21 protein-coding genes are annotated in these 24,266 nt (G+C 56.7%); 9 read left to right on the forward strand and 12 right to left on the reverse strand.

Features of this window, described 5'->3' with window-relative positions:
* Positions 1-257: 257 nt before the first annotated feature.
* Both M8014_RS01620 and M8014_RS01625 read right to left on the reverse strand, forming a co-directional pair.
* A complete protein-coding gene (locus M8014_RS01620) occupies positions 258-1,463 on the reverse strand; it encodes a glycoside hydrolase family 88 protein (RefSeq protein ID WP_271280821.1) in 1,206 nt (401 codons plus the stop codon).
* 14 nt (positions 1,464-1,477) lie between these two features.
* Complete coding sequence (locus M8014_RS01625; RefSeq protein WP_271280864.1) at positions 1,478-2,758, reverse strand: oligosaccharide MFS transporter; 1,281 nt, start codon at positions 2,756-2,758, stop codon at positions 1,478-1,480.
* Between the two features lie 206 nt (positions 2,759-2,964).
* Between M8014_RS01625 and M8014_RS01630 the strand changes: the two genes are divergently transcribed.
* From M8014_RS01630 to M8014_RS01645, 4 genes are all read left to right on the forward strand, one after another.
* On the forward strand, positions 2,965-3,819 hold the full coding sequence (locus M8014_RS01630; RefSeq protein WP_271280822.1) for a helix-turn-helix domain-containing protein: 855 nt from the start codon (positions 2,965-2,967) through the stop codon (positions 3,817-3,819).
* Positions 3,820-3,926: 107 nt separating this feature from the next.
* A complete protein-coding gene (locus M8014_RS01635) occupies positions 3,927-5,483 on the forward strand; it encodes a sensor domain-containing diguanylate cyclase (RefSeq protein ID WP_271280823.1) in 1,557 nt (518 codons plus the stop codon).
* A gap of 73 nt (positions 5,484-5,556) precedes the next feature.
* Positions 5,557-6,384 carry an EAL domain-containing protein gene (locus tag M8014_RS01640; protein ID WP_271280824.1) on the forward strand — a complete coding sequence of 276 codons (828 nt, stop codon included), beginning with the start codon at positions 5,557-5,559 and terminating at the stop codon, positions 6,382-6,384.
* Positions 6,385-6,432: 48 nt separating this feature from the next.
* Positions 6,433-6,672, forward strand: a complete 240-nt coding sequence (locus M8014_RS01645; protein ID WP_271280825.1) for a DUF2164 domain-containing protein — start codon at positions 6,433-6,435, stop codon at positions 6,670-6,672.
* 52 nt (positions 6,673-6,724) lie between these two features.
* Here M8014_RS01645 and M8014_RS01650 read toward each other — a convergent pair whose 3' ends face one another.
* Positions 6,725-7,354 carry an NUDIX hydrolase gene (locus M8014_RS01650; RefSeq protein WP_271280826.1) on the reverse strand — a complete coding sequence of 210 codons (630 nt, stop codon included), beginning with the start codon at positions 7,352-7,354 and terminating at the stop codon, positions 6,725-6,727.
* A gap of 60 nt (positions 7,355-7,414) precedes the next feature.
* Positions 7,415-7,750: a DUF1294 domain-containing protein gene (locus M8014_RS01655; RefSeq protein WP_271280827.1), complete on the reverse strand. Its 336-nt coding sequence runs from the start codon at positions 7,748-7,750 to the stop codon at positions 7,415-7,417.
* Between the two features lie 137 nt (positions 7,751-7,887).
* On the opposite strand from M8014_RS01655, the gene M8014_RS01660 reads away from it, so the two are divergent.
* Entirely contained in the window at positions 7,888-8,502 is a 615-nt protein-coding gene (locus M8014_RS01660) for a class I SAM-dependent DNA methyltransferase (RefSeq protein WP_271280828.1), read from the forward strand.
* Between the two features lie 124 nt (positions 8,503-8,626).
* Complete coding sequence (locus tag M8014_RS01665; protein WP_418939591.1) at positions 8,627-8,923, forward strand: hypothetical protein; 297 nt, start codon at positions 8,627-8,629, stop codon at positions 8,921-8,923.
* Between the two features lie 48 nt (positions 8,924-8,971).
* Here the strand turns inward: M8014_RS01665 and M8014_RS01670 are convergent, their stop codons facing one another.
* Positions 8,972-10,756 carry a diguanylate cyclase gene (locus tag M8014_RS01670; RefSeq protein ID WP_271280829.1) on the reverse strand — a complete coding sequence of 595 codons (1,785 nt, stop codon included), beginning with the start codon at positions 10,754-10,756 and terminating at the stop codon, positions 8,972-8,974.
* Between the two features lie 54 nt (positions 10,757-10,810).
* Positions 10,811-11,920 (reverse strand): AI-2E family transporter, encoded by a 1,110-nt coding sequence (locus M8014_RS01675; protein WP_271280830.1) that lies wholly within the window; start codon positions 11,918-11,920, stop codon positions 10,811-10,813.
* 204 nt (positions 11,921-12,124) lie between these two features.
* On the opposite strand from M8014_RS01675, the gene M8014_RS01680 reads away from it, so the two are divergent.
* The 3 genes from M8014_RS01680 (at position 12,125) to mmuM (ending at position 15,920) form a co-directional block, all read left to right on the forward strand.
* On the forward strand, positions 12,125-13,300 hold the full coding sequence (locus tag M8014_RS01680; protein ID WP_271280831.1) for a multidrug effflux MFS transporter: 1,176 nt from the start codon (positions 12,125-12,127) through the stop codon (positions 13,298-13,300).
* Between the two features lie 297 nt (positions 13,301-13,597).
* Positions 13,598-15,001 (forward strand): S-methylmethionine permease, encoded by a 1,404-nt coding sequence (mmuP, locus tag M8014_RS01685; protein ID WP_271280832.1) that lies wholly within the window; start codon positions 13,598-13,600, stop codon positions 14,999-15,001.
* Complete coding sequence (gene mmuM, locus M8014_RS01690; protein ID WP_271280833.1) at positions 14,988-15,920, forward strand: homocysteine S-methyltransferase; 933 nt, start codon at positions 14,988-14,990, stop codon at positions 15,918-15,920. Before mmuP ends, mmuM begins: the two co-directional genes overlap by 14 nt.
* A 519-nt stretch (positions 15,921-16,439) precedes the next feature.
* Here mmuM and fbpC read toward each other — a convergent pair.
* The 6 genes from fbpC to M8014_RS01720 all read right to left on the reverse strand — a co-directional run bounded on the left by fbpC (position 16,440) and on the right by M8014_RS01720 (position 24,238).
* Complete coding sequence (fbpC, locus tag M8014_RS01695; RefSeq protein WP_271280834.1) at positions 16,440-17,486, reverse strand: ferric ABC transporter ATP-binding protein; 1,047 nt, start codon at positions 17,484-17,486, stop codon at positions 16,440-16,442.
* A gap of 4 nt (positions 17,487-17,490) precedes the next feature.
* A complete protein-coding gene (locus M8014_RS01700) occupies positions 17,491-19,569 on the reverse strand; it encodes an ABC transporter permease (protein WP_271280835.1) in 2,079 nt (692 codons plus the stop codon).
* A gap of 68 nt (positions 19,570-19,637) precedes the next feature.
* Positions 19,638-20,669 (reverse strand): ABC transporter substrate-binding protein, encoded by a 1,032-nt coding sequence (locus tag M8014_RS01705; RefSeq protein WP_271280836.1) that lies wholly within the window; start codon positions 20,667-20,669, stop codon positions 19,638-19,640.
* Complete coding sequence (gene uhpC / locus M8014_RS01710; RefSeq protein ID WP_271280837.1) at positions 20,669-21,982, reverse strand: MFS transporter family glucose-6-phosphate receptor UhpC; 1,314 nt, start codon at positions 21,980-21,982, stop codon at positions 20,669-20,671. The genes M8014_RS01705 and uhpC overlap by 1 nt, the downstream gene beginning before the upstream one ends.
* An 85-nt stretch (positions 21,983-22,067) precedes the next feature.
* Positions 22,068-23,609, reverse strand: coding sequence for an MASE1 domain-containing sensor histidine kinase (locus tag M8014_RS01715; RefSeq protein ID WP_271280838.1), 1,542 nt, complete (start codon positions 23,607-23,609; stop codon positions 22,068-22,070).
* Positions 23,609-24,238 (reverse strand): response regulator transcription factor, encoded by a 630-nt coding sequence (locus M8014_RS01720; protein ID WP_271280839.1) that lies wholly within the window; start codon positions 24,236-24,238, stop codon positions 23,609-23,611. The genes M8014_RS01715 and M8014_RS01720 overlap by 1 nt, the downstream gene beginning before the upstream one ends.
* Positions 24,239-24,266: the final 28 nt, after the last annotated feature.

The following is a 24,266-nucleotide window of genomic DNA, read 5'->3' on the forward strand; positions in this document are numbered from 1 at the left end:
ACCATTGGTGATTTAAAGGTTATAGCGCCCGTACTTGCCGGGGAAGTTTTTATGAGGTTGCTTATTTTTGGGTTAGATGTGAGGTAAGTATATAGATTATGCCGTTTACCTTTACAGGAAGAGTTAATTCATTCCTGTAAAATAGTTTCTGCATAAGCCATTACAATTTTCAGTTTTCATTTGGTCTTAAGCATTTTCTATTTACGTCATTGCCTGTTAAACGCGCCAGACGCTCCCGCATCTGGCGCATTGCCTCCTTACCAGTAGCGCTCCCACACCTGGCGTACCCGCGTCAGTGCTTCAAGGTAAAAGTAATCCCCCCAACTGCAGCACTCATCCACCCCAATGCCCGCGGGCAGGTGATAAACCGAATGCTTCAGCAATCCTTCGCACGCGTCATCGTCTCCCGCCAGATAATGGTCCGTCAGCGACTGCACCATCCGCAGCGCCATCTCCTCGTAATGGGCACGATGCTCATCCAGTGCAGGCAGTACGTTGACCAGCTCGAACAGGCCGCAGGCGGCGATGGCGGCTGCCGAGCTGTCGCGTACCGCGTCGGTGCCCAGTAGGGCTAAATCCCAGTGGCACACGTCATCTTCCGGCAGGCGATTGATAAAATAGTGGCTCAGGCTGCGGGTCAGTTCGACCAGCTGTTTATCTCCGGTGTAGAGATAGCTGAGCACAAAGCCATAGATGGCCCACGCCTGGCCGCGCGACCAGCACGACGTATCGCTGAACCCCTGATGCGTATCGCCAAAGCGCGGCTCGCCGGTCACCACGTCCATGTAGAAGGTATGAAAGGTCGAGGCATCCGGTCGCACGATGTACTTTGCCGCCTGCTGCGCATGTGCCGCTGCGGCCTCAGCATAGCGTGCATCCCCGGTCTGCTGGCTGGCCCAGTACAGAAGCGGCAAATTCATATTGCAATCAATGATCATCCGCCCCTGCTGCGCCGGGTCGCTTAAGTCTCCCCACGCCTGAATAATGCCGGCCACCGGGTGATAGCGCTCCATCAGGATGTCGGCCGCCTGCAGCGCGGTCTGGCGGGCGCGTTCATTGCCCGTTAAACGCCAGGCGTTAACGCAGGAGAGCGAATAGAGAAAGCCCAGATCGTGGGTTGCCGTTTCAACGCGCTGCGCCAGTCGCTCGGCAAAAGAGGGCAGATACCGCTCCGCCGCCTGACGGTATTTGTCATCACCGGTGAGCTCCCAGGCCAGCCACAGCTGCCCGGTCCAGAAGCTGGTGGTCCACTGGGTATTTTCGGACGGCGTCCATTTGCCGCCTTCGCAGGCTTCATTCGGGAAGCGATCGCCCATCGCAACGATGGTCTTATCCAGCCTGCGGGTGATGCGTTCTATCGCCTTATCCACCTTGCGGCGCAGCAGCAGGCGATCGACCTGGTGCAGTTCAATGGGGCGCAGTGACTCGGTCACGGCATGGGCAGTGACTAATGAACGGGTCATAAAGTGTCCTTAGATTAGTGTTTTACCGGTTCGACCGGTGAGGGTTTCAGTTCCGGAGAAAAGCTGCCGGTCGCGCCGCGTACAGACCGACACGGTGAGAGGGTGAAAGCGGAGATAAGGGTGAACAGCAGGGCGCAGCCGCCCATTATCAGGTAGGTCTGTTCGAAGCCAATTTTCTCGTACAGATAACCTGCAGGCGGCGCCACCACCACGGAGCCGACGTAAACCATCGCCTGATAACCCAGCAGGTACATGGTGGCATTCACTTTTTTATGGAAATGCTCGGCGATGTATTTGAAAACCGAAATCAGCAGCAGCGCGATCTCAACGCCGTACAGCGGCTTGATAATTGAGATGATCAGCGGGTCCGAGGTCAGCCCCGAAGCGATCAGGCGTATCCCCACCACCAGGCCACACAACAGCAGGCCTTTTTTGGCCCCGAAGTGATTCACCACCGCCGGGATAAACATCATCATCAGAAACTCAATGCCCGCCTGCAGGGTACCCAGATAGCCGTACCACGCGTTGCCCTGCTGTTTGGTCTCGAAAAAGGAGACGAAGTAGCGGGGGAACTGCTGCTCGGCGACAAACATCATCCACGCCACACCGGCCACATACAGGCTGAACATCCAGAACTTCTGCGTTTTCAGCAACGCAATCACGTCGGCAAAGACAATGCGGCTGTCTGCAATGACGTTGTTATGGCGCAACTGCTCGTCGCCAATTTTCAGGCTCATCAACACCAGCAGCATCAGTACCGAGGTCCCGCTGCTGAGCAGAAAGTTAGCCAGCGGGGTGATGTTAAACAGCACTCCCGACACCGAGGCGGCCAACGCCCAGCCGAGAGATCCCCACATGCGGATCCGGCCAAACTCCAGGTTATACAGCCGGCTAAAGCGATCGGCATAGGATTCCGCCGCCGCGACGCCGGCATACCAGCCGAGGCTCAGCCAGAACGCGCCGACCACGATGCCAATTGTGGTGTGGGTTAACAGCAGAGGCTGATAAACCGTGACAAAAAACGGTGCCATCAGCGCCGACGTGGCGCAGACAAAATAGAGCAGCCATTTGCTCATGCCTATTTTATCCATGATGTAGCCGTAGACCGGTTTTAAAATCACCGCAAATAAGCCGTTGATCGCAAACACGCTGCCAATCGTTATGCTGTCTAGTCCAACTTTCTGACTGAGCCATAAAGCATATAAACCAAAGCTTGATGACCAGGTGAAAAAGTACAGAAAAATAAACACGCTCATTTTTATTTGAGCGGTACGAACGGGCGAGGACAGAGTCATCATTATTTCTCCTGATTACTCATATATAGCTTCATTACGTGTAAAAGCACACGGTGGGTGAAGACTAGTGCGCCCGTTGATAATCTCCGAGTGAGCCACCTCACAAAAACTAGCCGTTATTTAAATAATGGTGGATAAAATCGCGCAGAGGGCAATATTTTATAAATGATGGCGTAAAAACTTAAATCTATTGCCCTGAGAGAAACATGCATCCACGACAGCAGATGGAGCGCATTGCGCTGAATGATGACGTTATCGCGCTGTACCGCCCCCGGGGCTCCAGCGCCCTGTATTACCACTGGCACCAGTGCGTTGAATTTCTTTATGTTTCAGAGGGCTATGGCATAGTGGTGGTCGATAATCGCCACTACACCGCCCGTCCCGGACGGCTGTTTATCTTTCCTCCTTTCCGGCTGCATAAAGTGCATGTCGATGCCAGCGCACGCAATCAGTATTACCGGACCACCATGCATATCGAGCAATCGTCGGTGACGGCCGCTCTGCGGGATTTTCCACGCCAGCAGGCGCAGTTTGCGGCGCTGGCCGCCAGTAACGTTCCCGCCCAGGTTTACGATCTCAGCGAACGCGCGGAGGTGATGGCCTGCATCCTCGATCAGTTTTGCGAACGCGAGGGCAGCCAGACAGACGCCCGCGAGGTGGCGTTTCTGGTGATGCAGATTATGGCCTTTCTTCCTGACCAGCCGCAGGCAGCGCTTTCGCAGCAGCACACCGTGGCGGCGCAGATCATGCAGTGGGTCGAAAGTCATTATCAGGAGAAGTTTTCCCTCGATGAGCTGGCCAGCGCGATTGGCCTGTCGCGCAGCTATACGTCACGGATCTTTCGTCAGCAAACCGGTGGCAGCATCCACGAATACCTGCTCACCCGCCGCATCAAGAAAAGCTGTGATTTATTACGGATGACGCCGTTAAGCATTCAGGCGATTGCGGAAAAGGTCGGGTTTAGCGAGATGACCTACTTTATTACCTGTTTTAAAAAGCTGATCGGGCAGACCCCGTTGCAGTATCGCAAGCATCACCTGGCGCCGGATCCTGTTTTGTAAAGATTCTCAAACAATTTAAGAAATGCCCCCTCATGGTCGCCTGACTCTTTTGGATAGCACCGCCTGGCATGCCAGGAAGAGAAAGAAGAGAGGGGAGACGTTGTCATATGGAAGCGCTTGTAAAAAATAAATTTAAAACCCAGGGCATGATGGTGGTGTTTTTCCTGATCATGATCTTCCCATTCTTATTGGTGTCAATTTGGTCATATCAATATATTCGTCACGACGCAGAGACCACGTTTAACAATAACTTAATGCGTTTTACTCATAATACCGCACTCGAAAGCGTCAGCAGGCCGCTGGAAGAGATAGGCCTTATATTCGAGATTGTTGCCAGCCGTATTACGCCGAAAGATCTGGACGATTATATTGCGCCCCAGGTGAGTTTTCTGAATGCCACCGTCGCGTCGATGGTGAATTCATTCAAATTCTTTGATAATGCCCTGCTTGCTGATGCCAACGGCAATGTGAAAGTTTACCCTGAAATGGATCTGACGGATTTCATTCTCCATGAGCGTGAGTGGTATAAAGACGCGCTGTATAAAACTGACATTGAATATTCCACCGCCTATCAGACCCAGTGGAACTCTGATAATAAAACCAAGACCATCATTACGGTCAGCATGAATCTGTATGATGACGATCTGCATAAATTTGGCAATATTGCCTTTGATTTAAATCTGGAGTCCATGTCAACAATCTTACAGGATGTGGTTGTCCCTAATAATGGACGCTTCCTGGTGGTATCGCGAGAGGGCGATATCGTGATGAGCCAGGTGGCCAGGGATCTGTTTAATAAAAAAGTCCCCACCTCCTGGATAGAACGTGCTATTGAGCAGCAAGGGAATTTTTACGATCCTCAAACGGAAAGTTTTGTTTTTTACCGCATTTACAATAATCCGGATTGGGTGGCATTTACAGTTGTCGATAAAGCCAGCCACGCCATGTTTGCCACGAAAGCACAAAATATGCTGGGCTGGGTCATACTCGTGAGCCTGGTGATTTATGCCATCGCAATCTGCCTGTTCCGTATCTATATTCGAGAAATTATCAATCGTCTGTATATAAGCGTGAACGGGATTGCGTGCGAGGACGGCCAGAGCAGCCTCGAACGAATCTATTACAGTATTAAAAATAGCCGTGATGAGCTGAAACACAGCCATGAAGAGCTGAATGAAGTTAAGCGTATCTCCTGCGAAGACCCGCTGACAGGTATTGGCACCCGCCGCAAGCTGGATGAGGAAATGGAGACGCTTATCAATAATAATACGCCCTTCTATTTCGCTATCATCGATCTCGATAATTTTAAAAGTATTAATGATACCTTCGGGCATAGCGTCGGGGATAGGGTGCTGAAGTATACCAGTAAGACCGGGAAGGCGATCATGGAGCCGGATTATAAACTCTACCGGTTTGGCGGCGAAGAGCTGGTCGTGATATTCCCGGGCGTCGACTATGACAGTTACTATGAATTAATGGAAACGTGGCGGGATACCGTGCATCAGCGGAACTGGCGCGAAATGGAATTAAATGTGTCATTCAGTGGCGGGATGGCCGCATGGAAAGAGGGCGACGGCATGAGTGATATTTTAAAACGGGCCGATGACCTCCTTTATGCAGCCAAACGCTCCGGAAAAAACGTGGTGATGGGCACGCCTCCTTAATTAGTGATCCCTGATTTTCTTATTTTCCTTTTTCAAATAAGAGACGGCGTTTAAAACCCTGCAGGTAAAATAAATGATAACAGTCCCGGATGACGTAAAAACATTGTTGAAGAAAGTCAGTGAAAATGCCGCGGAGGAAGTGCTCTATATCCTCCTGCAGCCGTTTATAGACGTTCAGCATACCCACTGCGTGGGCGCAGAGGCGCTGGTACGGGGCCGGGTGAACGGGAAGACGCTGTTTCCCAATCAGTTTATCGAACTGATGGAGCAAAATGGCGATATCTGTAAGGTGGGGGTCTTTGTCCTTGAACGTGGCTTGCAGTATGCGCTGGACAATAACCTGCACCTGCGTCCCACGTTTTACATGAGTTTTAATTTCTCTCCCGTTGAGCTTAACAACGCTGCAATCGTGACTGAAATCAGTGCGATCATTTCGCGCCTGAATTATCCGGTGGGCAAAATCATTATCGAAGTCACTGAAACAACGATAGAATTAACCGAGCAGGGGCTGGCGAATATCAACCGGCTACAGTGCCTGGGGGTTGTCGTCGCCAGGGATGATATTAAAAGCCTGCAGGACTTCTTCGCCAGAGAGGCAGAGTTTTGTGCCGATGTGATTAAGCTGGATTACAGCCTGATGAACGACAGTAATTTCCCTGAAGCAGAAGCCATCATCACTGAATGCCATAAAACATCGCGCCCCATTATTGCTGAAGGCATTGAGAATGAGGCGCATAAAAAATGGCTGCAGGATCATGACGTGACGGTGTGCCAGGGTTACTTCTACTCGCCGCCGATTGAACTGGATGCCTTCTCCCGCCGCTATGTTAATCAGCTCGTCTGCGATAATGCCTGTGGTCGCTGGAATTGCCTGTGGCATGCCGGGAACAATGCTGATTAAAATGTACCTGGCAATACCGCGCTGATGACAATCAACTAAGGATGCGTGATGGCGGATATCAAACTGGATGTAAACGAGCGGGAGGCAATCAGAAGCAAGCTGGTGTCCTACTGCGAAGAGCACTTTGATTTAGAACTGGAGCAGTTCGACGCGGAGTTCTTCACCGACTACGTGATCGAAACGCTGGGGATTGCTATCTATAACGCGGGCGTCGACGAAGCGATCCGCACCCATCAGGCGTACAGCGAGCGGATCCAGGAAGAGATCGAGCTGAAGAAGATTGTGTGAAGATGGCCGCACCCTGACAGGTGCGGCTGGCGACATTTCCTCGGGAATGCGTTTAGTCACAATATGTTGGGCCGCCTTCGCGTGCGGTACGGATACTGGCGTGGATCTCTTCGGGCACAATCCGGGTCAGGGACAGTTCGGGCAGGTAGTCAGGATCGAAATAACCGATTTCCAGCGATTCGTGGCTGATGGCGAGTTCGCCGCCCGTCACCTCACACAAAAAAATCATCTTATAGACATGCCAGGGATAAGGGGGATGCCCGTGCAGATTCCGGTCCCAGACCCCAAGCAGTCTGCTGACGTTAACCTCAAGCCCCGTTTCTTCCTGTACCTCGCGGATAATCGCCACGGACGGGCTGTCACCGACATCGGCCCAGCCGCCGGGCAGGCTCCATCCTCCGTCATCGCTCTCACGAACCAGCAGGAGCTTACCTTCCTGAAGAATGATGGCGCGCACGTCGGTTTTGGGGGTGGTGTAGCCGGTCTCGTTTTTATGCAGGGTTTTGAGCATATCTTCTGACAGGTCAAAGCGGGCAGATAACAGTCGCTCGGCGATAAGCATCAGGCTCTCGTACCGCTCCCGGTCATAGACATCTCTGGCGTAGGTTAGCCCGGTCTGCGCGAGTGCCTGCAGGCGTTGGGAAATGTCTGTCAGTTCATTATCATTAAGGGGTTCAGTCATTTAGCCTCCGGTTCAGTGATTCCATCATAGAACGTCAGCACTGAAAGACAACTCCCCGCTTCAGTAAACGCCGTATCGCCAGGCTGCCAGCAGTATCACGACATTGAGTATCACGCTGAGCATAAACCGGGTCTTAAACGGCTGTTTTTGGGTTTTATGGCGAAACAGCTGCTGGCCGATTATCGCCCCGGGCCACCCGCCCAGCAGGCCAAAAACCAACAGCGTGGATTCCGGGACTCTGCGCCAGGCTTTGCGGGCCGCCATTTTGTCGGCCCCGTAGATGAGCAGCGTCAGCACGCTGGCGAGCAGGCACCAACTGACAAAAGGGTAGGGCAGGAAACCGCTGCCTGCGGCGGCAAGGATCAGCAGAAAATAACAGAAGTGAGTAAGGCGCATAGGGCAGCAACGGCATGAGTAAGGAATGTGGGAGGGCAATGATACCTGAAGTGATGGGGCCGTTGGAGTCCGGGCTTTTTTCCCGTGGCAATACGTCATATAAATAACGGACATAACCGTGATAAGCGAGTTTAACGATGACCCACCCCGCCGCCAAAAACATCCTCAACATTTATCACAACCACGCTGAGGCCTTTGCGCGCCTGCGCTCTCGTAATTTGATGGAAAAATCCTGGCTGGATAAATTCATTGGATTTATTGGCAGCAGCGGCACGGTGCTGGATATCGGCTGCGGTAACGGCCGTCCAATGGCGGAATACCTCATTCAGCAGGGCTATCAGCTGACCGGGGTGGATGGTGCTGCGGCGATGCTGGAACGTGCCCGGATGCATTTTCCGCAGCAGCGTTGGCTGCAGGCAGATATGCGCCAGCTAGCGTTAAAAGAAACCTTCGACGGACTGATTGCCTGGGACAGCTTTTTCCATCTGACCCCGGACGATCAGCGGCGGATGCTGCCGATATTCGCCCGACATACGCATCCCGGTAGCGTGCTGATGTTTACCAGTGGCACCCACAATGGCGTTGCAATGGGGGAGTTTGAAGGTGAGCCGCTGTATCACGCTAGCCTGGAGCCAGAAGAGTACCGGCAACTGCTGGCAGATAATGGCTTCAACGTTATTGACGTGGTGTTTGAGGATCCGGCCTGCGGCGGGCATAGCATCTGGTTGTGTCAAAGCCCTGGGCTTATTTAATTTGTGACGTGAATTGATTATCTTTAATTAATTTGAATGATGCGTCTACTTGTTTTGCATCAAGTTATTTAGGTTCAGCGCGCATTATTTTTAGCGTAATACCTCAGCGGCTAAAAGTAATGATATGAAAAGTAAAACATTATTAATGATTGCTTTCATTGCCAGCGCTGTTTTTATTGGCGGCAATGCAACAGCAAAAGGGAAGGCGGTCTCAGACGCATCAGTTAAAGAAAATATAATTCAAGCATCGATCGCCTCGTATCCAGGCGTATGTGCTTGTCCTTTCAATCGGGCAAGGAATGGTAGTGCATGCGGCAAACGTAGCGCATGGAGCAAGGCCGGGGGCTATGCTCCTGTTTGCTATGAAAAAGAAGTGACAACTGAGATGGTTAAGCAGTGGCGCGAACAAAATCAGAGTTAAATTCGCGCGCTTAAAATTACCTGCAATGGGCACTATTAAACCGGTGCGTTACCCCGCCTCCAGCATTCCAAAGCTGACAATCCGCGAGCGGCCCAGCTCTTTGGCCCGGTACAGTGCCACGTCGGCGGCGCGCAGCAGGTTGTCGCTTTGGGCGTGCTGCGGGTAGCTGGCAATACCAATCGACACATCCACTGGGCCGATCTCCGTTAGCTCATAGTGCAGCGTCAGGCTGCGTACCGCCGTGTGGATCGCGGTAGCGCAGGCAAATGCAGCGGCTTCATCCATGTCGGGCAGCAGGGCCAGAAACTCCTCGCCGCCGTAGCGAAACGCCATCCCCTTATCGCTTACGCAGCGTTGAATAATGGCCGCCACGCTTTTCAGCACCTGATCGCCCGCATCGTGACCCAGCCGGTCGTTAATCCGCTTGAAGTGATCGATATCGATCATCAGACAGCTCATCGGGTTGCTGCTGCGCATCGCCTGGCTCATCTGGGTATGCAGGGCGTCTTCCAGATGGTGGCGGTTGCGCAGGCCAGTGAGCGGATCGAACAGGGCTTTCGCCAGCAGGGCGTCGCGCAGGCGCTGGTTCGCCAGCGCCAGTCCCAGCGCTTCGGCCATCAGCTCCAGATAGGCGCGGGAAGGGGCCATTTCCGGGGTGATGTTCTGGAAAGAGAGCAGGCCGATTGCTTCGCCCTGGGCGATCAGCGGCACGCACAGCGTCTGATTGGCGCAGGCATCCGGCAGGTGATAGCAGGTGATATCCGGCTCGCCGTTTACCGGTGGATGGCTTTGGCCGCGGCGAACCGCCCAGCACTGATCCGGATGGAAAGGGTCGGGCTCGCCCTGGGGGTTAAGCCACTCGGCGGCGCAGCGCATCTGCCACGGATCCCGGTCGAGAATATAGAGTCGTCCGGCGACGCCCGGCGCAATGTTCGGCGCAAAGAGTTGGGCAACGTTCAGCACATCCTCGAACGATTCGCAGCCCTGCAGCCGCTGGGTCATGCGCGCCAGCAGGGCGCGAGTCTCCCAATGGGCATCGCGCTCTTTCTCCAGCTGCTGGCGCACCAGGCCGTTCTCGCGAAAGATGCGGATCGCATGGGCCATATCGCCGATCTCGTCGATCTGGCGGTAGTCCGGCGTTTCGACCGCATAATCCTGCGATGCCAGCCGGTTAACCACATCGCTCAGGCGTACCACCGGGTGCAGCACCCGGCGTTTGAGAATAAAACCGAGGACAAATAAAAACATCAGTGCAGTCAGGCCGACCATCACTTCAGAGAGGGTTCTGAGCGCGTGGGATTTTTCTACCGCATCCTGAATTGCCCCCTGAGCACGCCGGTCCAGCATCTGGCGGAAATGGTCGAGCTGGCTCTGCACCTGCTCCAGCTCGTTCTCGTACAGATCGCCATAAATCAGGGCGATAGCCTGCGCCTGCTCTCCGCGCGCAATGTGGGCGATAGCGGTCTGTTGCTCATCCTGCAGGGCATCGGCAACCTGCAGGCCTTTGTGTAGCAGCGCCAGCTCTTCGTCGCTGGCGCCCACGTCTTTTAGCTTTTGCAGCCGATGTTCAACCTTGGCCATCGACGCGGCTTTCTGGCGGTGCGACTGCAGGACGGCGGGATCCTGCTTGATGACGTACAGCCGCGCCAGGTCAGAGAGCGCCCAGGCATCGACCTCCACCTCTTCGGTCAACTGGTCAAAGACGTAGCGCTGTTCAACCGCCTGCCGTTCAACGCTTTCAGCGTTAGAGGCCATTAACATGGCCACGCCGGAGGCAATGGTCAGACAGACGGTGGCGCCGTAAGCCCAGTTAGTGATGGTGGCGATGCGCACGGTTAATTCCCTCTAAACAAGGCGATTTTTAATTTTCAGCAGAATATCGTTAACTTATACATCAGGCGAATTTTTTCCTTCCTCAATAATCGCTTCGTCAATCTCTTCGGCATTACCGGGGTGATCGCGACCCGAGAGCAGGTTCCAGCAGGCAATAAACAGCGCCGCAATCAGCGGACCAATCACAAAGCCGTTGATGCCGTAAATCTCCATCCCGCCGAGAGTGGAGATCAGGATCAGGTAGTCCGGCATTTTGGTGTCTTTGCCCACCAGCAGCGGGCGCAGGATGTTATCCACCAGCCCGACCACAATTACAAAGAAGCCGACGATAAACAGGCCCTGCCACAGCTGCTGGGTGGCGAACAGGTAAATGGCCGCCGGTACCCAGATAATGGCCGACCCGACCGCCGGGATCAGGGATAAGAACGCCATCAGCGCGCCCCACAGAATGCTGCCGTTAATCCCGACAAACCAGAACGCAATCCCGCCCAGCGCCCCTTGCACTACCGCGACCACGGCGGTGCCTTTGACCGTGGCGCGCGCGACGGCGGCGAACTTGGCGAACAGATGATGTTTCACATAGTTGGACAAGGGCAGGGTATCGAGAATTTGGCGCACCAGCCACGGGCCGTCCTTCAGCAGGAAGAACAGCAGGTAGAGCATGATGCCGAAGCTAATGGCAAATCCGAAAGTGCCTTTGCCGATCAGGAATGCGCTGCCGGCAAGGTACTGCCCGCCCTGTAGCGCGGCGTCAGACAGTTTCTTTTGGATCTGAGTGGCAGAGTCGAGGTTGTGCTCCACCAGCAGGGACCGTAACCAGTCAGGCAGCCAGGTAAACAGGTCTGCTACCACCCCGGAGAACTGGGTATCGCTTTGCTGCAGGCGGGTATAAACCACATTAATTTCAACGGCCAATGACGAGAGGATCACCATCAGCGGAATAAACACAATCAGGCAGATAAGCCCGATACTCAGCAACGACGCCAGCCCGTTGCGATCGCCCATCGCAATACGCAGCCGATTTTTAACCGGATAAAAAATGACCGTCAGCACCGTGGCCCACAGAATGGCCGAGAAGTAGGGCGCCAGCACATCAAAAAACGCCCAGGTAACAAGAAAGAGAATGAGGATGAAAAAGCCTTTGGTCAGTCCGTTAAAGCGCATGCGTCCGTCCTTAATTAAATAAACGCCTTAACTATAGAACGATTTCCATGATTTATCATTGCGTTGCTTGCGCGGGTGCGGCCTGTTGCCCGGCAACAAACCACACTCATGACCCCCACTCATAACCCCATCCCGTTTTGTCCCGATTATTGATGAGATCAATTCATGTATCGTTAGCGTCCAGTTAATCTGAAGCGGATTGTTATGATTGCCCCCCCTGCCAAAACCAGCACCACGGGTCTGCCGTTTGTGCTGATCCTGAGCGCCTTAATGGCGTTCACCTCGTTATCCACCGATATCTATCTCCCCGCCATGCCGATGATGGCGGCCGAGCTGCATGGCAATGTTGAACTGACCATCACCGGCTTCCTGGTCGGTTTTGCCATTGCGCAGCTAGTCTGGGGGCCGATCAGCGACCAGCTCGGGCGGCGTATTCCGCTGTTTATCGGGATGGCGCTGTTTATTGTCGGGTCCGCAGGCTGTGCGCTGGCGACCGATATTACTCATATCGTCTTCTGGCGGGTGTTCCAGGCGCTGGGAGCCTGCACCGGGCCGATGCTGGCGCGGGCGATGATCCGCGATCTGTTCAGCCGCACCCGCGCAGCGCAAATGCTGTCGACGCTGGTGATCGTGATGGCGATTGCTCCCATTGCCGGGCCGCTGATCGGCGGGCAGCTGATCAAATTCAGCACCTGGCACAGCATCTTCTGGCTGCTGGCGGTGATTGGCGGGCTGATGTTTATCTCCCTGTGGTGGCTGCCGGAAACCCTGGCCAAAGAGAAACGGGTCAAAGCGTCGGTAGCAGGCGCGTTCAGGAACTATGCCGCGCTGCTGCGTAACCGTAAGTTCATGCAGTTCACCCTTAGCCTGACCTGCTACTACGTGGCGGCGTATGCTTTTATCACCGGCTCGCCGTTTGTCTATATCCGCTACTTCGGCGTCGACCCGGCGCACTACGGCTGGCAGTTTGCGCTGAACATTGTCGGGCTGATGGGTATGAGCGTGGTGAATCGTCGGCTGGTGACTCACTACGCGCTGGAAACCCTGCTCAGGTATGCGTCTGCCGTGGCGGCCCTGGCCGCCGTGGCGATGGCGATCTGCGTCTGGTTCAGTCTTGGAGGAATTGTGGCGATGGTGGCGCTGATTTTTGTCTTCTTCTCGATGAACGGTATTCTCGCCGCCACGTCAACCGCCGCCGCGCTGGATGCGGTGCCGGGCCACGCGGGCGCCGCCTCGGCGCTGATTGGTTCTCTGCAATACGGCAGCGGAATCATCTCTTCGCTGCTGCTGGCAACGATGAGCGACGGTACGCCGTGGACGATGGCGTGGATCATCGCGCTGTTCACCGTTGCCAGCTGGCGACTGGCGCAGCAACGTTAAATCTTGTCAATCAGCGGGCTGACCAGCGCGACGCCTGCCGCCAGTTTAGCGGGTAGAACACAGATACAACTTTCGACTGACCGAAGATGTCAGCGAAACGGTGCATGCTTTACCCATCTTCTCTAAGGAGGTGTGTGATGGCATGGCGACCCATATTATTCGTGATCCTTAACGCCCATCCCCGACTGAGCGCCCGTCGCGCTCGCCTGCGGCTGGTGCATGGCTAGTAATTCAGGATCATTCACGGTATAAATACCTTCTTTGGATGTTTAGATGTCCATACGTTTAGAAGGTAATATGCAAACACAACATAACGAGAATGGGCAGCTGCAGCGCACCATGAAAACGCGTCACCTGATTATGCTGTCGCTGGGTGGCGTCATTGGCACTGGGTTATTTTTTAATACGGGTTACATCATTTCCACCACCGGGGCGGCGGGTACGCTGCTGGCCTACCTGATTGGCGCGCTGGTGGTGTGGCTGGTGATGCAGTGTCTCGGTGAACTCTCGGTCGCAATGCCGGAAACCGGGGCCTTTCACGTCTATGCCACCCGCTATCTGGGGCCGGCGACCGGCTATACCGTGGCGTGGCTCTACTGGCTCACCTGGACCGTGGCGCTGGGGTCGAGCTTTACCGCCGCCGGATTCTGCATGCAGTACTGGTTCCCGCAGGTGCCGGTCTGGGCCTGGTGCGTGGTGTTCTGCGCGGCCATTTTCGTCCTCAACGTGATTTCGACCCGCTTCTTTGCCGAAGGGGAGTTCTGGTTCTCGCTGGTTAAGGTCATCACCATCATCGCCTTTATTATCCTCGGTGGGGCGGCGATCTTTGGCTTTATCCCGATGCAGGACGGCTCCCCGGCACCGGGTCTTAGCAATATCACCGCTGAAGGCTGGTTCCCGCACGGCGGCCTGCCGATTCTGATGACCATGGTAGCAGTCAACTTTGCCTTCTCGGGCACCGAGCTTATCGGTATTGCCGCCGGTGAAACCGAAAATCCGCGCAAGGTCATTCCGGTGGCGATCCGCACCACCATCGCCCGTCTGATTATCTTCTTTATCGGCACCGTGTTTGTGCTGGCGGCGCTGATCCCGATGCAGCAGGCGGGCGTCGAAAAAAGCCCGTTCGTGCTGGTGTTTGAAAAAGTCGGCATTCCGTATGCCGCGGATATCGTGAATTTTGTGATTCTGACGGCGATCCTTTCGGCCGCCAACTCCGGTCTGTACGCCTCCGGGCGGATGCTGTGGTCGCTGTCGAACGAGAAAACGTTGCCGCGCTGCTTTGCGAAGGTCAATAAAAATGGCGTGCCGCTGACGGCACTTTCGGTTTCAATGCTTGGCGGCGTACTGGCGCTGTTCTCCAGCGTCATCGCCCCGGACACGGTATTTGTGGCCCTGTCGGCGATTTCGGGCTTTGCGGTGGTGGCGGTGTGGATCAGCATCTGCGCGTCGCATTTTGTGTTCCGCCGTCGTCATCTGCAATCCGGCCAGCCGCTGGAGGCGCTGCACTACCGCGCGCCGTGGTATCCGCTGGTGCCGGTGCTGGGCTTTGTCCTGTGCCTGGTGGCCTGCATTGGCCTGGCCTTCGATCCGACCCAGCGCATCGCCCTCTACTGCGGCCTGCCGTTTGTCGCCCTGTGCTATGGCGCGTACTACCTCACCCAAAATTTGAAAACGCAGGAGCCTGAACATGTCGCAGAATAATCCGCTTACCGCCCTCCTCGACAGCCAGCCGTTTGTGGTGCTGGACGGGGCGATGGCGACGGAACTGGAAGCGCGCGGCTGCAATCTCGCCGACAGCCTGTGGTCCGCGAAAGTGCTGATGGAGAACCCGGAGCTGATCCGCGCCGTGCATCTGGACTACTTCCGCGCCGGGGCGCAGGTGGCGATCACCGCCAGCTATCAGGCCACGCCGGACGGCTTTGCCGCTCGTGGGCTGGACGAGGCTCAGTCCCGGGCGCTAATTGGTAAAAGCGTCGAGCTGGCGCGTAAAGCGCGCGAGGCGTATCTGGCCGAAAACCCACAGGCGGGCGCGCTGCTGGTGGCGGGCTCGGTGGGTCCGTACGGTGCTTATCTTGCCGACGGGTCGGAATACCGGGGTGATTACGTGCGCAGCGCCGAAGCGTTTAGCGCGTTTCATCGTCCGCGCGTCGAAGCGCTACTGGATGCGGGGGCCGACCTGCTGGCCTGCGAAACCTTGCCGTCGTTTGCAGAGATCAAAGCCCTGGCGGAATTGCTGACGGCGTCTCCCCGCGCCCGGGCGTGGTTCTCGTTAACCCTGCGCGACAGCGAACATCTCAGCGATGGCACGCCGCTGCGTGAGGTGGTGGTCGCGCTGGCCGATTATCCGCAAATTGTGGCGCTGGGCATCAACTGTATTGCGCTGGAAAACACCACCGCGGCGCTGCAGCACCTACACGGCCTGACCGCGCTGCCGCTGGTGGTGTATCCGAACTCCGGTGAGCACTACGATGCGGTGACCAAAACCTGGCATCACCACGGCGAAGCATGCGAGACATTAGCGGGGTATTTGCCGCAGTGGCTGGCGGCGGGCGCGAAGCTGATTGGCGGGTGCTGTCGCACCACGCCGAAGGACATTGCCGAGCTTAAGGCGCTGCGCTAAGCAGGCCGCATCGAACTGTCCCCTCTCCCTTGAGGGTTGAGGGATCCCCACAAAAAAATTGGCACGGTCGGCCCCCTCTCCATTCAGGGAGAGGGTTGGGGTGAGGGGGAGCATGCGGCTCCGGTGGTGGTTCCGTTCACTTTAAGTTTTGTGCTTCTCTGTCAGTCGCGTCACCCGTGAACGTGCCAGGGCGGCTCAATCGCCACCGCCCTGGCTACCCGGGCTCCCGGCAAGAAAATCGTCGCTACGCGATACCCTCAGCTTATTCCTTCCGGCTTCAGGTCGGGCGCGATCCTACATCCATGTAGGTCACGCCCTCTCGGCGCATCCATGCGCCTCGCCCCGGCCTACAGGAAACGCTTCGGCGATTTTCAGCCGGACAAAGGTATCGCTGTAAGAGATTTATTCTCTTGTCGTTATTCCGTTGCTTTAAGATTAAAAATTACTGGGGATTCGTCAGCCCTCGAGGGAGAGGGAGAAAACACTAAAAACGGCAACGAGGTTGCCGTTTTGCTTTTATTACGCCGCATCAGCTAAAACAAACATCCCGTACGGGTGGATCTCCAGGTAATAATTTTCCCCCACGTCGGGCTGCAGCCGCGTGGCATTCACCTGCAGCAAAATCTCCTGTCCGTGCCAGTCCACAATCACTTCGTACTGCGGCCCCATATAGGCGACGTGGCGGATCACGCAGCGCTGGCTCTCTTCACCACGTTCACTCAGGGTGATCGCTTCCGGGCGCACGCCCACCGAGCCGGTACCAAGGCTTGCAAAGTGCAGCGGGCGCGGCAGACGATAGCCGTGGATCTCCACATACTCGCTGCTAAAGCGCGCCGGGAACAGGTTGGCATCGCCCATAAAGCTCGCCATAAAGCGCGATGCCGGCTGGCGATACAGATCCTGCGGAGAGCCAATCTGCATGATGTTGCCTTTGTTCATCACCAGCACCGTGTCGGAGACCGCAAAGGCCTCGCTCTGATCGTGGGTCACGTACAGCGAGGTGATGTTGAACTGCTTTTGCAGCTCGCGGATTTTATCGCGCATGCTGCGTCTAAGGTTGGCGTCGAGGTTACTCAGCGGCTCATCAAACAGCAGCACTTTCGGTTTGAGGATCAGCGCGCGGGCCAGCGCCACGCGCTGCTGCTGGCCGCCGGAGATCTGGTCGACAAAGCGGTCTTCAAAGCCCTCCAGATCCACCATGGCCAGCGCTTCCTTCACCCGGGCTTTGGTCTCTGCGCGGGATATGCCGAGCATCTTCAGGCCGTAGCCGACGTTCTCGCCCAGCGACATGTGCGGGAACAGGGCGTAAGACTGGAACACCATGCAGATATCACGCTGCTGAATGGAGCGGTGGGTCACGTCCTCGCCGTCGATCAGGATCTGCCCTTCGGTCGGTTTTTCGAGCCCCGCCACCAGGCGCAGCACCGTGGTTTTGCCGCAACCGGACGGGCCGAGCAGGGTCACCATCTGCCCCTGTGGGATGGCGAGGTTGATGTTGTCGATGACCGTATTATTGCCAAAGCGCTTGGTCACGTTGCGCAGTTCAACGAAATGTTTCTGAGTCATAGTGTTACGCCTGGTTTTTGGCTTTTGAACGGGAGGTACGAGCCTCACCGATCAGCCAGTCAAAGAGGAAAATGATCGCCAGCATGACCACAATCAGGATCGAGCCGTAGGCAATCGCTACGCCGTATTCGCCGTCTTCCACACGGTTCAGAATGTAGGCCGTGGCCACGCGGGTATCCGGCGTGACGAGGAACACAATGGCGCTGACGGTGGTAATGGCGCGTACAAAGCTGTAGATCAGCGCCGACAAAATAGCCGGACGCAGCAGCGGCAGCAGGATGTGCGTAATGGTGCGTAAGCTCCCGGCGCGCAGGCTGAGCGAGGCCTCGTCCAGCGACTTATCAATCTGCCCTAAGCCCGCAATCCCGGCGCGAATCCCCACCGGCACGTTACGCATCACCATCGAAATAATCACAATCGCTGCCGTTCCGGTCAGGTACACCGGGGCGCTGTTAAAGGCGAGGATGTACGACACGCCCGCCACGGTGCCCGGTACCGCGAAGCACAGCATGGTGGTGAACTCGATGGTCTTTTTGCCACGGAACTGCTGGCGCACCACCACCCAGGCGATCAGCAGGCCAAAACCGGCGGTGATCGGGGCGGCGATCCCGGCGTACAGCAGGGTGTCGAGCAGGGAAGGCCACGCACCGTCGCTCATGCCCTGGCCGAACAGCTTGATAAAGTTATCCAGCGTCAGGGTGTAATCCACCCCCCAGTTGACAGTAAAGCTGCCGTAGAAAATGCTGCCGTAGAGCAGGGCGTTAAAGGCGATCCACACCGTCAGCAGGACGACCACGCTCCACACCAGGGTCACCGGCAGCGGCTGAACGTCGCCGCGATACGATTTACCCGAGACGGTCACGTACGAGCGTTTGCCGATCCACATGTACTGAATGCAGAACACCAGCAGCGAGAACAGCAGCAGGAATGCGCCGAGGGTGCTCGCCGCCTGGTAGTCCAGTTGGGAGCCGGTGATGTAGAAGTAGATCTGCGTCGCCAGCACGTCGAAGTTACCCCCCAGCACCAGCGGGTTACTGAAGTCGGCCAGCGACTGGACGATGACGATCAGGAAGGCGTTTGCCAGCGCCGGTTTCAGCAGCGGGACAAACACGCCATTAAAGGTCTGCCAGCGGCTGGCGCGCAGGGTGTACGAGGCCTCTTCCAGCGACGGGTGAATGGTTTTGATCGCCCCATCGAGGATCATAAATGCCATCGGGGTGAAGGCCAGCACCTGCGCCAGCCAGATGCCGGTAAACCCGTACAGCCAGTTGGTGTTGGTCAGACCGAACCAGTCGACCATCAGCTCAGTGATGTAGCCGGAGCGGCCCATCATCAGCGTCACGCCTAAACCCACCACGAACGGTGGGGTGACGATCGGCAGGATCGAGAAGATGCGGCCAATAATGGCGCTGCGTTTCGCAATGCGGGTGGTGTAGATCGCCAGCACCAGGCCAAAGAAGGTACAGCCGATCCCGACCGCCACGCAGAGCAGGATCGAGTTGATGATCACCTGAATGATGTGCGACTGCGAAAGCACATTCATAAATGCCAGCGGCGCAAATTCGCCCGCATCGTTGGTGAACATCGGAATAAAGATGGCGATGCTCGGCCAGACGATAAAGATGCCGATCAGCGCGACGATGGCAATCAGCGAGCCGATCACAAAGCGGTCGCCGCCCAGCCACTCCAGCCGGGTGAGCGCCAGCGACATAATCGCCCCCAGCGCCACAAACAGTACGATGGCGGCGTAGCCTAAACCGCGTTCTTCGACGGTGGCACTGATAACGATAAACGCCATGCACAGCAGCGCCCAGCCAGCGTCGAAATAGTGACGGCTGCGCTGTTCGCGGCGGGCGGAGTTAAACGGGCGCAGCAGCAGCAGGCTCGGCAGCAGATACCACAGCCAGCTGATGTTGAAGTGCGACCAGCTATAGGCGTCGAGGATCTCGTCGCGGGTGGATTCCAGCAGGCCGTAATCCAGGCTCCAGCTTGGCAGCAGGGCAAAAGCCAGCCAGCTAACGAAAACCCAAAGGAATACCGCATCCCGTTTTTTCACGGGATGGAGAGCGAGTGTCTGTGACATAGGTTTTCCGGTGTTGTAGGCCGGGTACGGCGTTCAGGCCGCCCCGGCAAAGGGTCGTAAGAAGGGGGTTATTTACCCATCTTCACGTCGCTGACCCACTTGTTAATCAGCGCTTTACGCACGTCCGTTGAGCCGTATTTATCCATGTCGTAGCTGATCAGCTTCAGGTCATCCAGCTTCAGCGAGTTCGGCGAGGTTTCTGCGGTAGTGTTGGTCAGGATCTGGTAGGACTTGCCCTGTTTCCACGCCAGCTCCTGCGCCTCTTTCGACAGCACCCAGTCCACGAACAGCTTCGCGTTCTCTTCGTTACGCGCGCCTTTCAGAATGCTGACGCCGCCGATTTCATATCCGGTGCCTTCGCACGGCGAAATCAGCTCCAGCGGTGCGCCTTGCTCTTTTTCCAGCGAATAGTCGTGCAGGAAGCCGATGCCGATGGCGGTTTCACCGCGGGCGGCGTTACGCGCCGGGGCGATGCCGGATTTGGTGTACTGAGAGACGTTGCTGTTCAGCTGCTTCAGGTAATCAAAGGCCTGATCTTCACCCCACAGCTGCACGAAGGTCGCCAGCGCAGTGTAGGCGGTGCCGGAGCTTTGCGGATCGGCAATCTGGATCTCGCCTTTGTATTCCGGCTTGGTCAGATCTTTCCAGCACTGCGGGATCGGCAGGTTTTTCTCTTTCAGGCGCTGGGTATTTACGCCAAAGCCCAGAATGCCTACGTATACCGCAGAAGAGAGGTTGCCTTTTACTTTGGCCGGATCGCGGAATTTCTCCATGATCTGCGCCAGATTGGCGGATTTATATGGCTGCAGCAGGCCCATTTCACCGGCCTGAGACTGGGGATCCAGGGTGCCGCCGTACCAGACGTCAGCCTGCGGGTTTTTCTTCTCAGCATCGACTTTTGCCAGCGTGCTGCCGGAGCCGTTGCGAATAAACGAGGTTTTGACGTCGTACTTGTCGCCAAACGCTTTGGTTTCGGCTTCACACATTTCATTGGTGGCGCTGCAATAGACCACCAGACGGCCTTTGGCCTGTGCGGCACCAGAGAAAGTCGCCATTGCGATCCCAGAGACAATAAGGGTAGAGAGAAGTGTTGTTTTCATTATTCAGCCTTTTGTGACGTTATGTGACTGCGAGACGCGGTGATGCCCGCCATCAGCAGCGGCATCAGTAACAAACCCATCAGCACGGCGGCAATCGAGAGCAAACTGAACATCCCCGACCAGCCGTAGCGTTCAATAACCAGTGACAGCGGCCATCCGGCCAGCGCCGCCCCCAGATAGGCAAACACGCCGAGAAAACCGGTAATCGAGCCTGCGGCCTGCTTGTGTCCGCACTCCACGGCGGCAAGGCCGATCAGCATCTGCGGACCAAAGACAAAAAATCCCACCGTAAAAAAGCACATTGCCAGCAGGGCGTAGTGATGAACCGGTGCCAGCCACAGGGCGGCCACCGACACCATCAGCCCCAGCGTAAACAGCAAAATCATTGGCGCACGCTGGCCGCTGAACAGCAGATCCGATCCCCATCCGGCAAAAAGCGCCCCCAGCAAACCACCCACTTCAAACAGCATCACCGTGGCATTGGCGCTTAGCAGATTGACGCCGTGGCTCTCCGACAGCCAAAGGTTGCCCCAGTCGTTGAGGGCGATCCGAATCAGATACACCAGCACGTACGACGCCCCGAGCAGCCAGATCATCGGGTTTTGCAGCATGGTGGTGCGTAACATCTGCCACAGTCCCATCCGTGGGCTTTGCTGCTGCTGGCGCAACTCCAGCGGATCGTTGCGCCACTCCCCGACCGTGGGCAGACCCTCTTCCTGCGGTGTGCCCCGCAGTTGTGTGGTCAGCCACAGGCCGAGCACGATACTGATGATCCCCGGTGTCAGCATCGCTGCCTGCCAGCCCCAACGCTGGGCGGCAAAGGCACAAATCAGCGGAATAATGGCCCCGCCAATGTTGATAGAGGTATTCCAGCATCCCCACCAGAAGCCGCGCTCGTTGCGCGAATACCAGTGGGTCAGCAATCTGGCGCAGGGCGGCCATCCCCATCCTTGAAAGAAGCCGTTCAGCGTCCAGATAAACAGCAGCAGCGGCAGGGAGTCCCCGAAGGCGAACAGCACGTTCAGCACCCCGGTTGCTATCAGGCCGATGCCCATAAAAGCCCGCTGACCCTGGCTGTCGTGCCACAGTCCGGCGGCAAATTTCGACAGCCCGTAGCTCAGGTAAAACAGCGACCCGATCAGGCCGATGTCGCTTTTACTCAGCCCCAGATCCATCTGCAGAGCCGGCAGTACGTAGTTGAGGCTTTTGCGCGTCAGGTAAAACGCGGCGTAGCCAATCACCATGCAGATCAGCAGTCGCGGGCGCAGTCGGCGATAGCGTTGAGTAACCTGTTCAGCTGACAGTGCGGGCATGGCGTTCTCCGTTTGAGATGACTGTATGAAAGTGCGACGAAAAAGGGATGAGAGAAAGTCTGGCGTGACTAAGACTTTTTCCTGGTTAGCGGTGTGTTTGTTGCAAAATTGTGGGCAGGTTAACAATTACGCGCGTGCCGCCCTGCGATTCGAGGGTGAATTCCCCGCCCAGGGCGTGGACGCGCTCGCGCATCCCCTGAATACCAAAACCGGGGATCTGCTGCGGGCTGATGCCGCTGCCGTTATCCCTGACCTCCAGGCGCAGCTGGTCACCCTGCTGACAGAGCAGGACGCTGACTTCGCTGGCATCAGCATGTTTGCTGACGTTATTCAGCAGCTCCTGCAGCAGGCGATAGAGGGTAAAGACCAGGGTTTCACTCTGCGGCGGGGCGGTAAGTCGGTAATCAAAGCGGCAGGCGATCCCGCGCTCGGCAAAGGCGAACTCCCTCACCAGATGGTGCAGCGCCTCGTTTAACGACAGTTCGTCGAGCACCGGCGGGCGAAGCTGGCGCAGCAGCTGGCGGGTGGAGTGATGAATGCGGCGCGCCAGGTCGTTAATCTGCCCCGCGGCTTCTAATGCCTGCGGCGTATCGCCCGTGCGTTTCACCAGCTGGGACTGAATCTGAATGGCGGTGATGTTCTGGCCGATTTCGTCGTGCAGCTCGCGGGCCAGCTGTTTGCGGGTGTCTTCTTCGGAGTGGATCAGCTTTTCTGCCAGCGCCCGGCGGGCCTGCAGTTCGTCCTCCAGCCGACGGCGGTAGTGATCGAGATTCATCGCCAGATGCTGCTGGCGGCTGATGGCGATCCCCAGCCCTATCCCCAGCAGCGACTGGGTGGCGAGGAAAATCTCCAGCTCCAGCAGATCGCTGAACCCCACTCCGACCTGGCGGGCGATGGTGATCATCATGCTGCCCAGCAGCCCGGAGAGCACGCCGCCCTGCCAGCCGAACTTCCACGCCATCACCACGTTGGGCAAAAACACCACGATCAGCAGCAGCCGTTCCAGCGCCGGGGAGAGCACCATCTGGGTGCCGATGCCGATGATAAAAAACAGGCTGCACCAGATAATCAGCGAGCTGCGCAGGGGTGGGTTGCTGGTATCAAGCCCCAGCAGATGATAGCGGTGCTGCTGGCGCAAAAACTCAAACACCAGGTAAACAAACGGCGTCAGGAGCACGCCGCCGGTAAAGGAGGCCAGCGCAATCAGGGTGGTTGGGCTGTCGAGAAACGGTGCCAGTAAAAGGGTCTGGATCAGGGCGTTGAGCGTCACCACTGCAATCAGCAGCGACAGGCGCTGCCAGTACAGGGTAAATCGGTGCCAGTAGTGTTGCGCGAGCCACGCCGAAGCGGTGCCCAGCAGCGGTACGACCAGCATCAAGGGCTGGGTCATTAGCTGTTCGCTGTGCAGCCACAGAATGGCGGCCAGCGTGGGCAGGATCAAGGCGGGCCAGAAACGGCGCGAAAGCAGGATCAGCAGCGCCAGATAGACGCCCTGGGGCAAGAACAGCACCGCCTGCTGGCCGTTCTGGGTCAGGTAAAAACTGAGCGTCCACAGCATCAGCCAGCCGGTGCCCCAGGCCAGCATAATGAACAGCGAGAGGATAATGTGCCGCAGGGAGCGCCGCATCAGTGGCCGTTCAGTAGCTGGTTATCAAGGGCAAAATGCACCAGTTCAATGGTGCTGCTGCACTGCAGTTTGCCCAGCACGTTGGCGCGATGGACGTGCACGGTTTTGTGGCTGAGCTCGAGCCTGAAGGCAATCTCCTTCACGCTGTCGCCGTTGACCAGCAGCTCGAACACCTCTTTCTCGCGCGGGGTCAGGGCGGCCAGCGCCTGGGACGTCGGCTCCCCGCCGCGCAGGGCTTTGACCGCATCGGCACACAGATAATGACCGCCCATCCCGACCGAGCGCACCGCCTGCACCAGCTCCTCCGGGCCGCAGCGTTTGGTGAGATACCCGCTGGCACCGGCATCCAGCGCACTTTGTACAAAGGCCGGCGTATCATAGATGCTCAGAATAATGGCGCGAAACGTCGGGCGCTGCTGGCGCAGGCGTTTGAGCAGGCTAAGACCGTTTTCATCCGGCATGGCGACGTCGAGCACGGCGACGTCGATGGCGTCGCGGGTCAGCGCGGGCCAGGCCTCAGCGGCGTTGCTGTACTGGCCTTCGACCACCAGATCCTCTTCCAGATTTAACAGCTGGGCGAACCCGGAGCGAACCACCACATGGTCATCCACCAGCACCACTTTGATCATGTCCGATACCTTTGATGAATAGTTTGCC

The sequence above is a fragment of the Silvania hatchlandensis genome (genome assembly GCF_025564065.1).
GTDB classification, from domain to species: domain Bacteria; phylum Pseudomonadota; class Gammaproteobacteria; order Enterobacterales; family Enterobacteriaceae; genus Enterobacter; species Enterobacter hatchlandensis.

Bases quoted from the DNA above. Each gene is read 5' to 3' on its own strand.
- M8014_RS01620 (WP_271280821.1), bottom strand. From the start codon at position 1,463: ATGACCCGTTCATTAGTCACTGCCCATGCCGTGACCGAGTCACTGCGC.
- M8014_RS01625 (WP_271280864.1), bottom strand. From the start codon at position 2,758: ATGACTCTGTCCTCGCCCGTTCGTACCGCTCAAATAAAAATGAGCGTG.
- M8014_RS01630 (WP_271280822.1), top strand. From the start codon at position 2,965: ATGCATCCACGACAGCAGATGGAGCGCATTGCGCTGAATGATGACGTT.
- M8014_RS01635 (WP_271280823.1), top strand. From the start codon at position 3,927: ATGGAAGCGCTTGTAAAAAATAAATTTAAAACCCAGGGCATGATGGTG.
- M8014_RS01640 (WP_271280824.1), top strand. From the start codon at position 5,557: ATGATAACAGTCCCGGATGACGTAAAAACATTGTTGAAGAAAGTCAGT.
- M8014_RS01645 (WP_271280825.1), top strand. From the start codon at position 6,433: ATGGCGGATATCAAACTGGATGTAAACGAGCGGGAGGCAATCAGAAGC.
- M8014_RS01650 (WP_271280826.1), bottom strand. From the start codon at position 7,354: ATGACTGAACCCCTTAATGATAATGAACTGACAGACATTTCCCAACGC.
- M8014_RS01655 (WP_271280827.1), bottom strand. From the start codon at position 7,750: ATGCGCCTTACTCACTTCTGTTATTTTCTGCTGATCCTTGCCGCCGCA.
- M8014_RS01660 (WP_271280828.1), top strand. From the start codon at position 7,888: ATGACCCACCCCGCCGCCAAAAACATCCTCAACATTTATCACAACCAC.
- M8014_RS01665 (WP_418939591.1), top strand. From the start codon at position 8,627: ATGAAAAGTAAAACATTATTAATGATTGCTTTCATTGCCAGCGCTGTT.
- M8014_RS01675 (WP_271280830.1), bottom strand. From the start codon at position 11,920: ATGCGCTTTAACGGACTGACCAAAGGCTTTTTCATCCTCATTCTCTTT.
- M8014_RS01680 (WP_271280831.1), top strand. From the start codon at position 12,125: ATGATTGCCCCCCCTGCCAAAACCAGCACCACGGGTCTGCCGTTTGTG.
- mmuP (WP_271280832.1), top strand. From the start codon at position 13,598: ATGCAAACACAACATAACGAGAATGGGCAGCTGCAGCGCACCATGAAA.
- mmuM (WP_271280833.1), top strand. From the start codon at position 14,988: ATGTCGCAGAATAATCCGCTTACCGCCCTCCTCGACAGCCAGCCGTTT.
- fbpC (WP_271280834.1), bottom strand. From the start codon at position 17,486: ATGACTCAGAAACATTTCGTTGAACTGCGCAACGTGACCAAGCGCTTT.
- M8014_RS01700 (WP_271280835.1), bottom strand. From the start codon at position 19,569: ATGTCACAGACACTCGCTCTCCATCCCGTGAAAAAACGGGATGCGGTA.
- M8014_RS01705 (WP_271280836.1), bottom strand. From the start codon at position 20,669: ATGAAAACAACACTTCTCTCTACCCTTATTGTCTCTGGGATCGCAATG.
- uhpC (WP_271280837.1), bottom strand. From the start codon at position 21,982: ATGCCCGCACTGTCAGCTGAACAGGTTACTCAACGCTATCGCCGACTG.
- M8014_RS01715 (WP_271280838.1), bottom strand. From the start codon at position 23,609: ATGCGGCGCTCCCTGCGGCACATTATCCTCTCGCTGTTCATTATGCTG.
- M8014_RS01720 (WP_271280839.1), bottom strand. From the start codon at position 24,238: ATGATCAAAGTGGTGCTGGTGGATGACCATGTGGTGGTTCGCTCCGGG.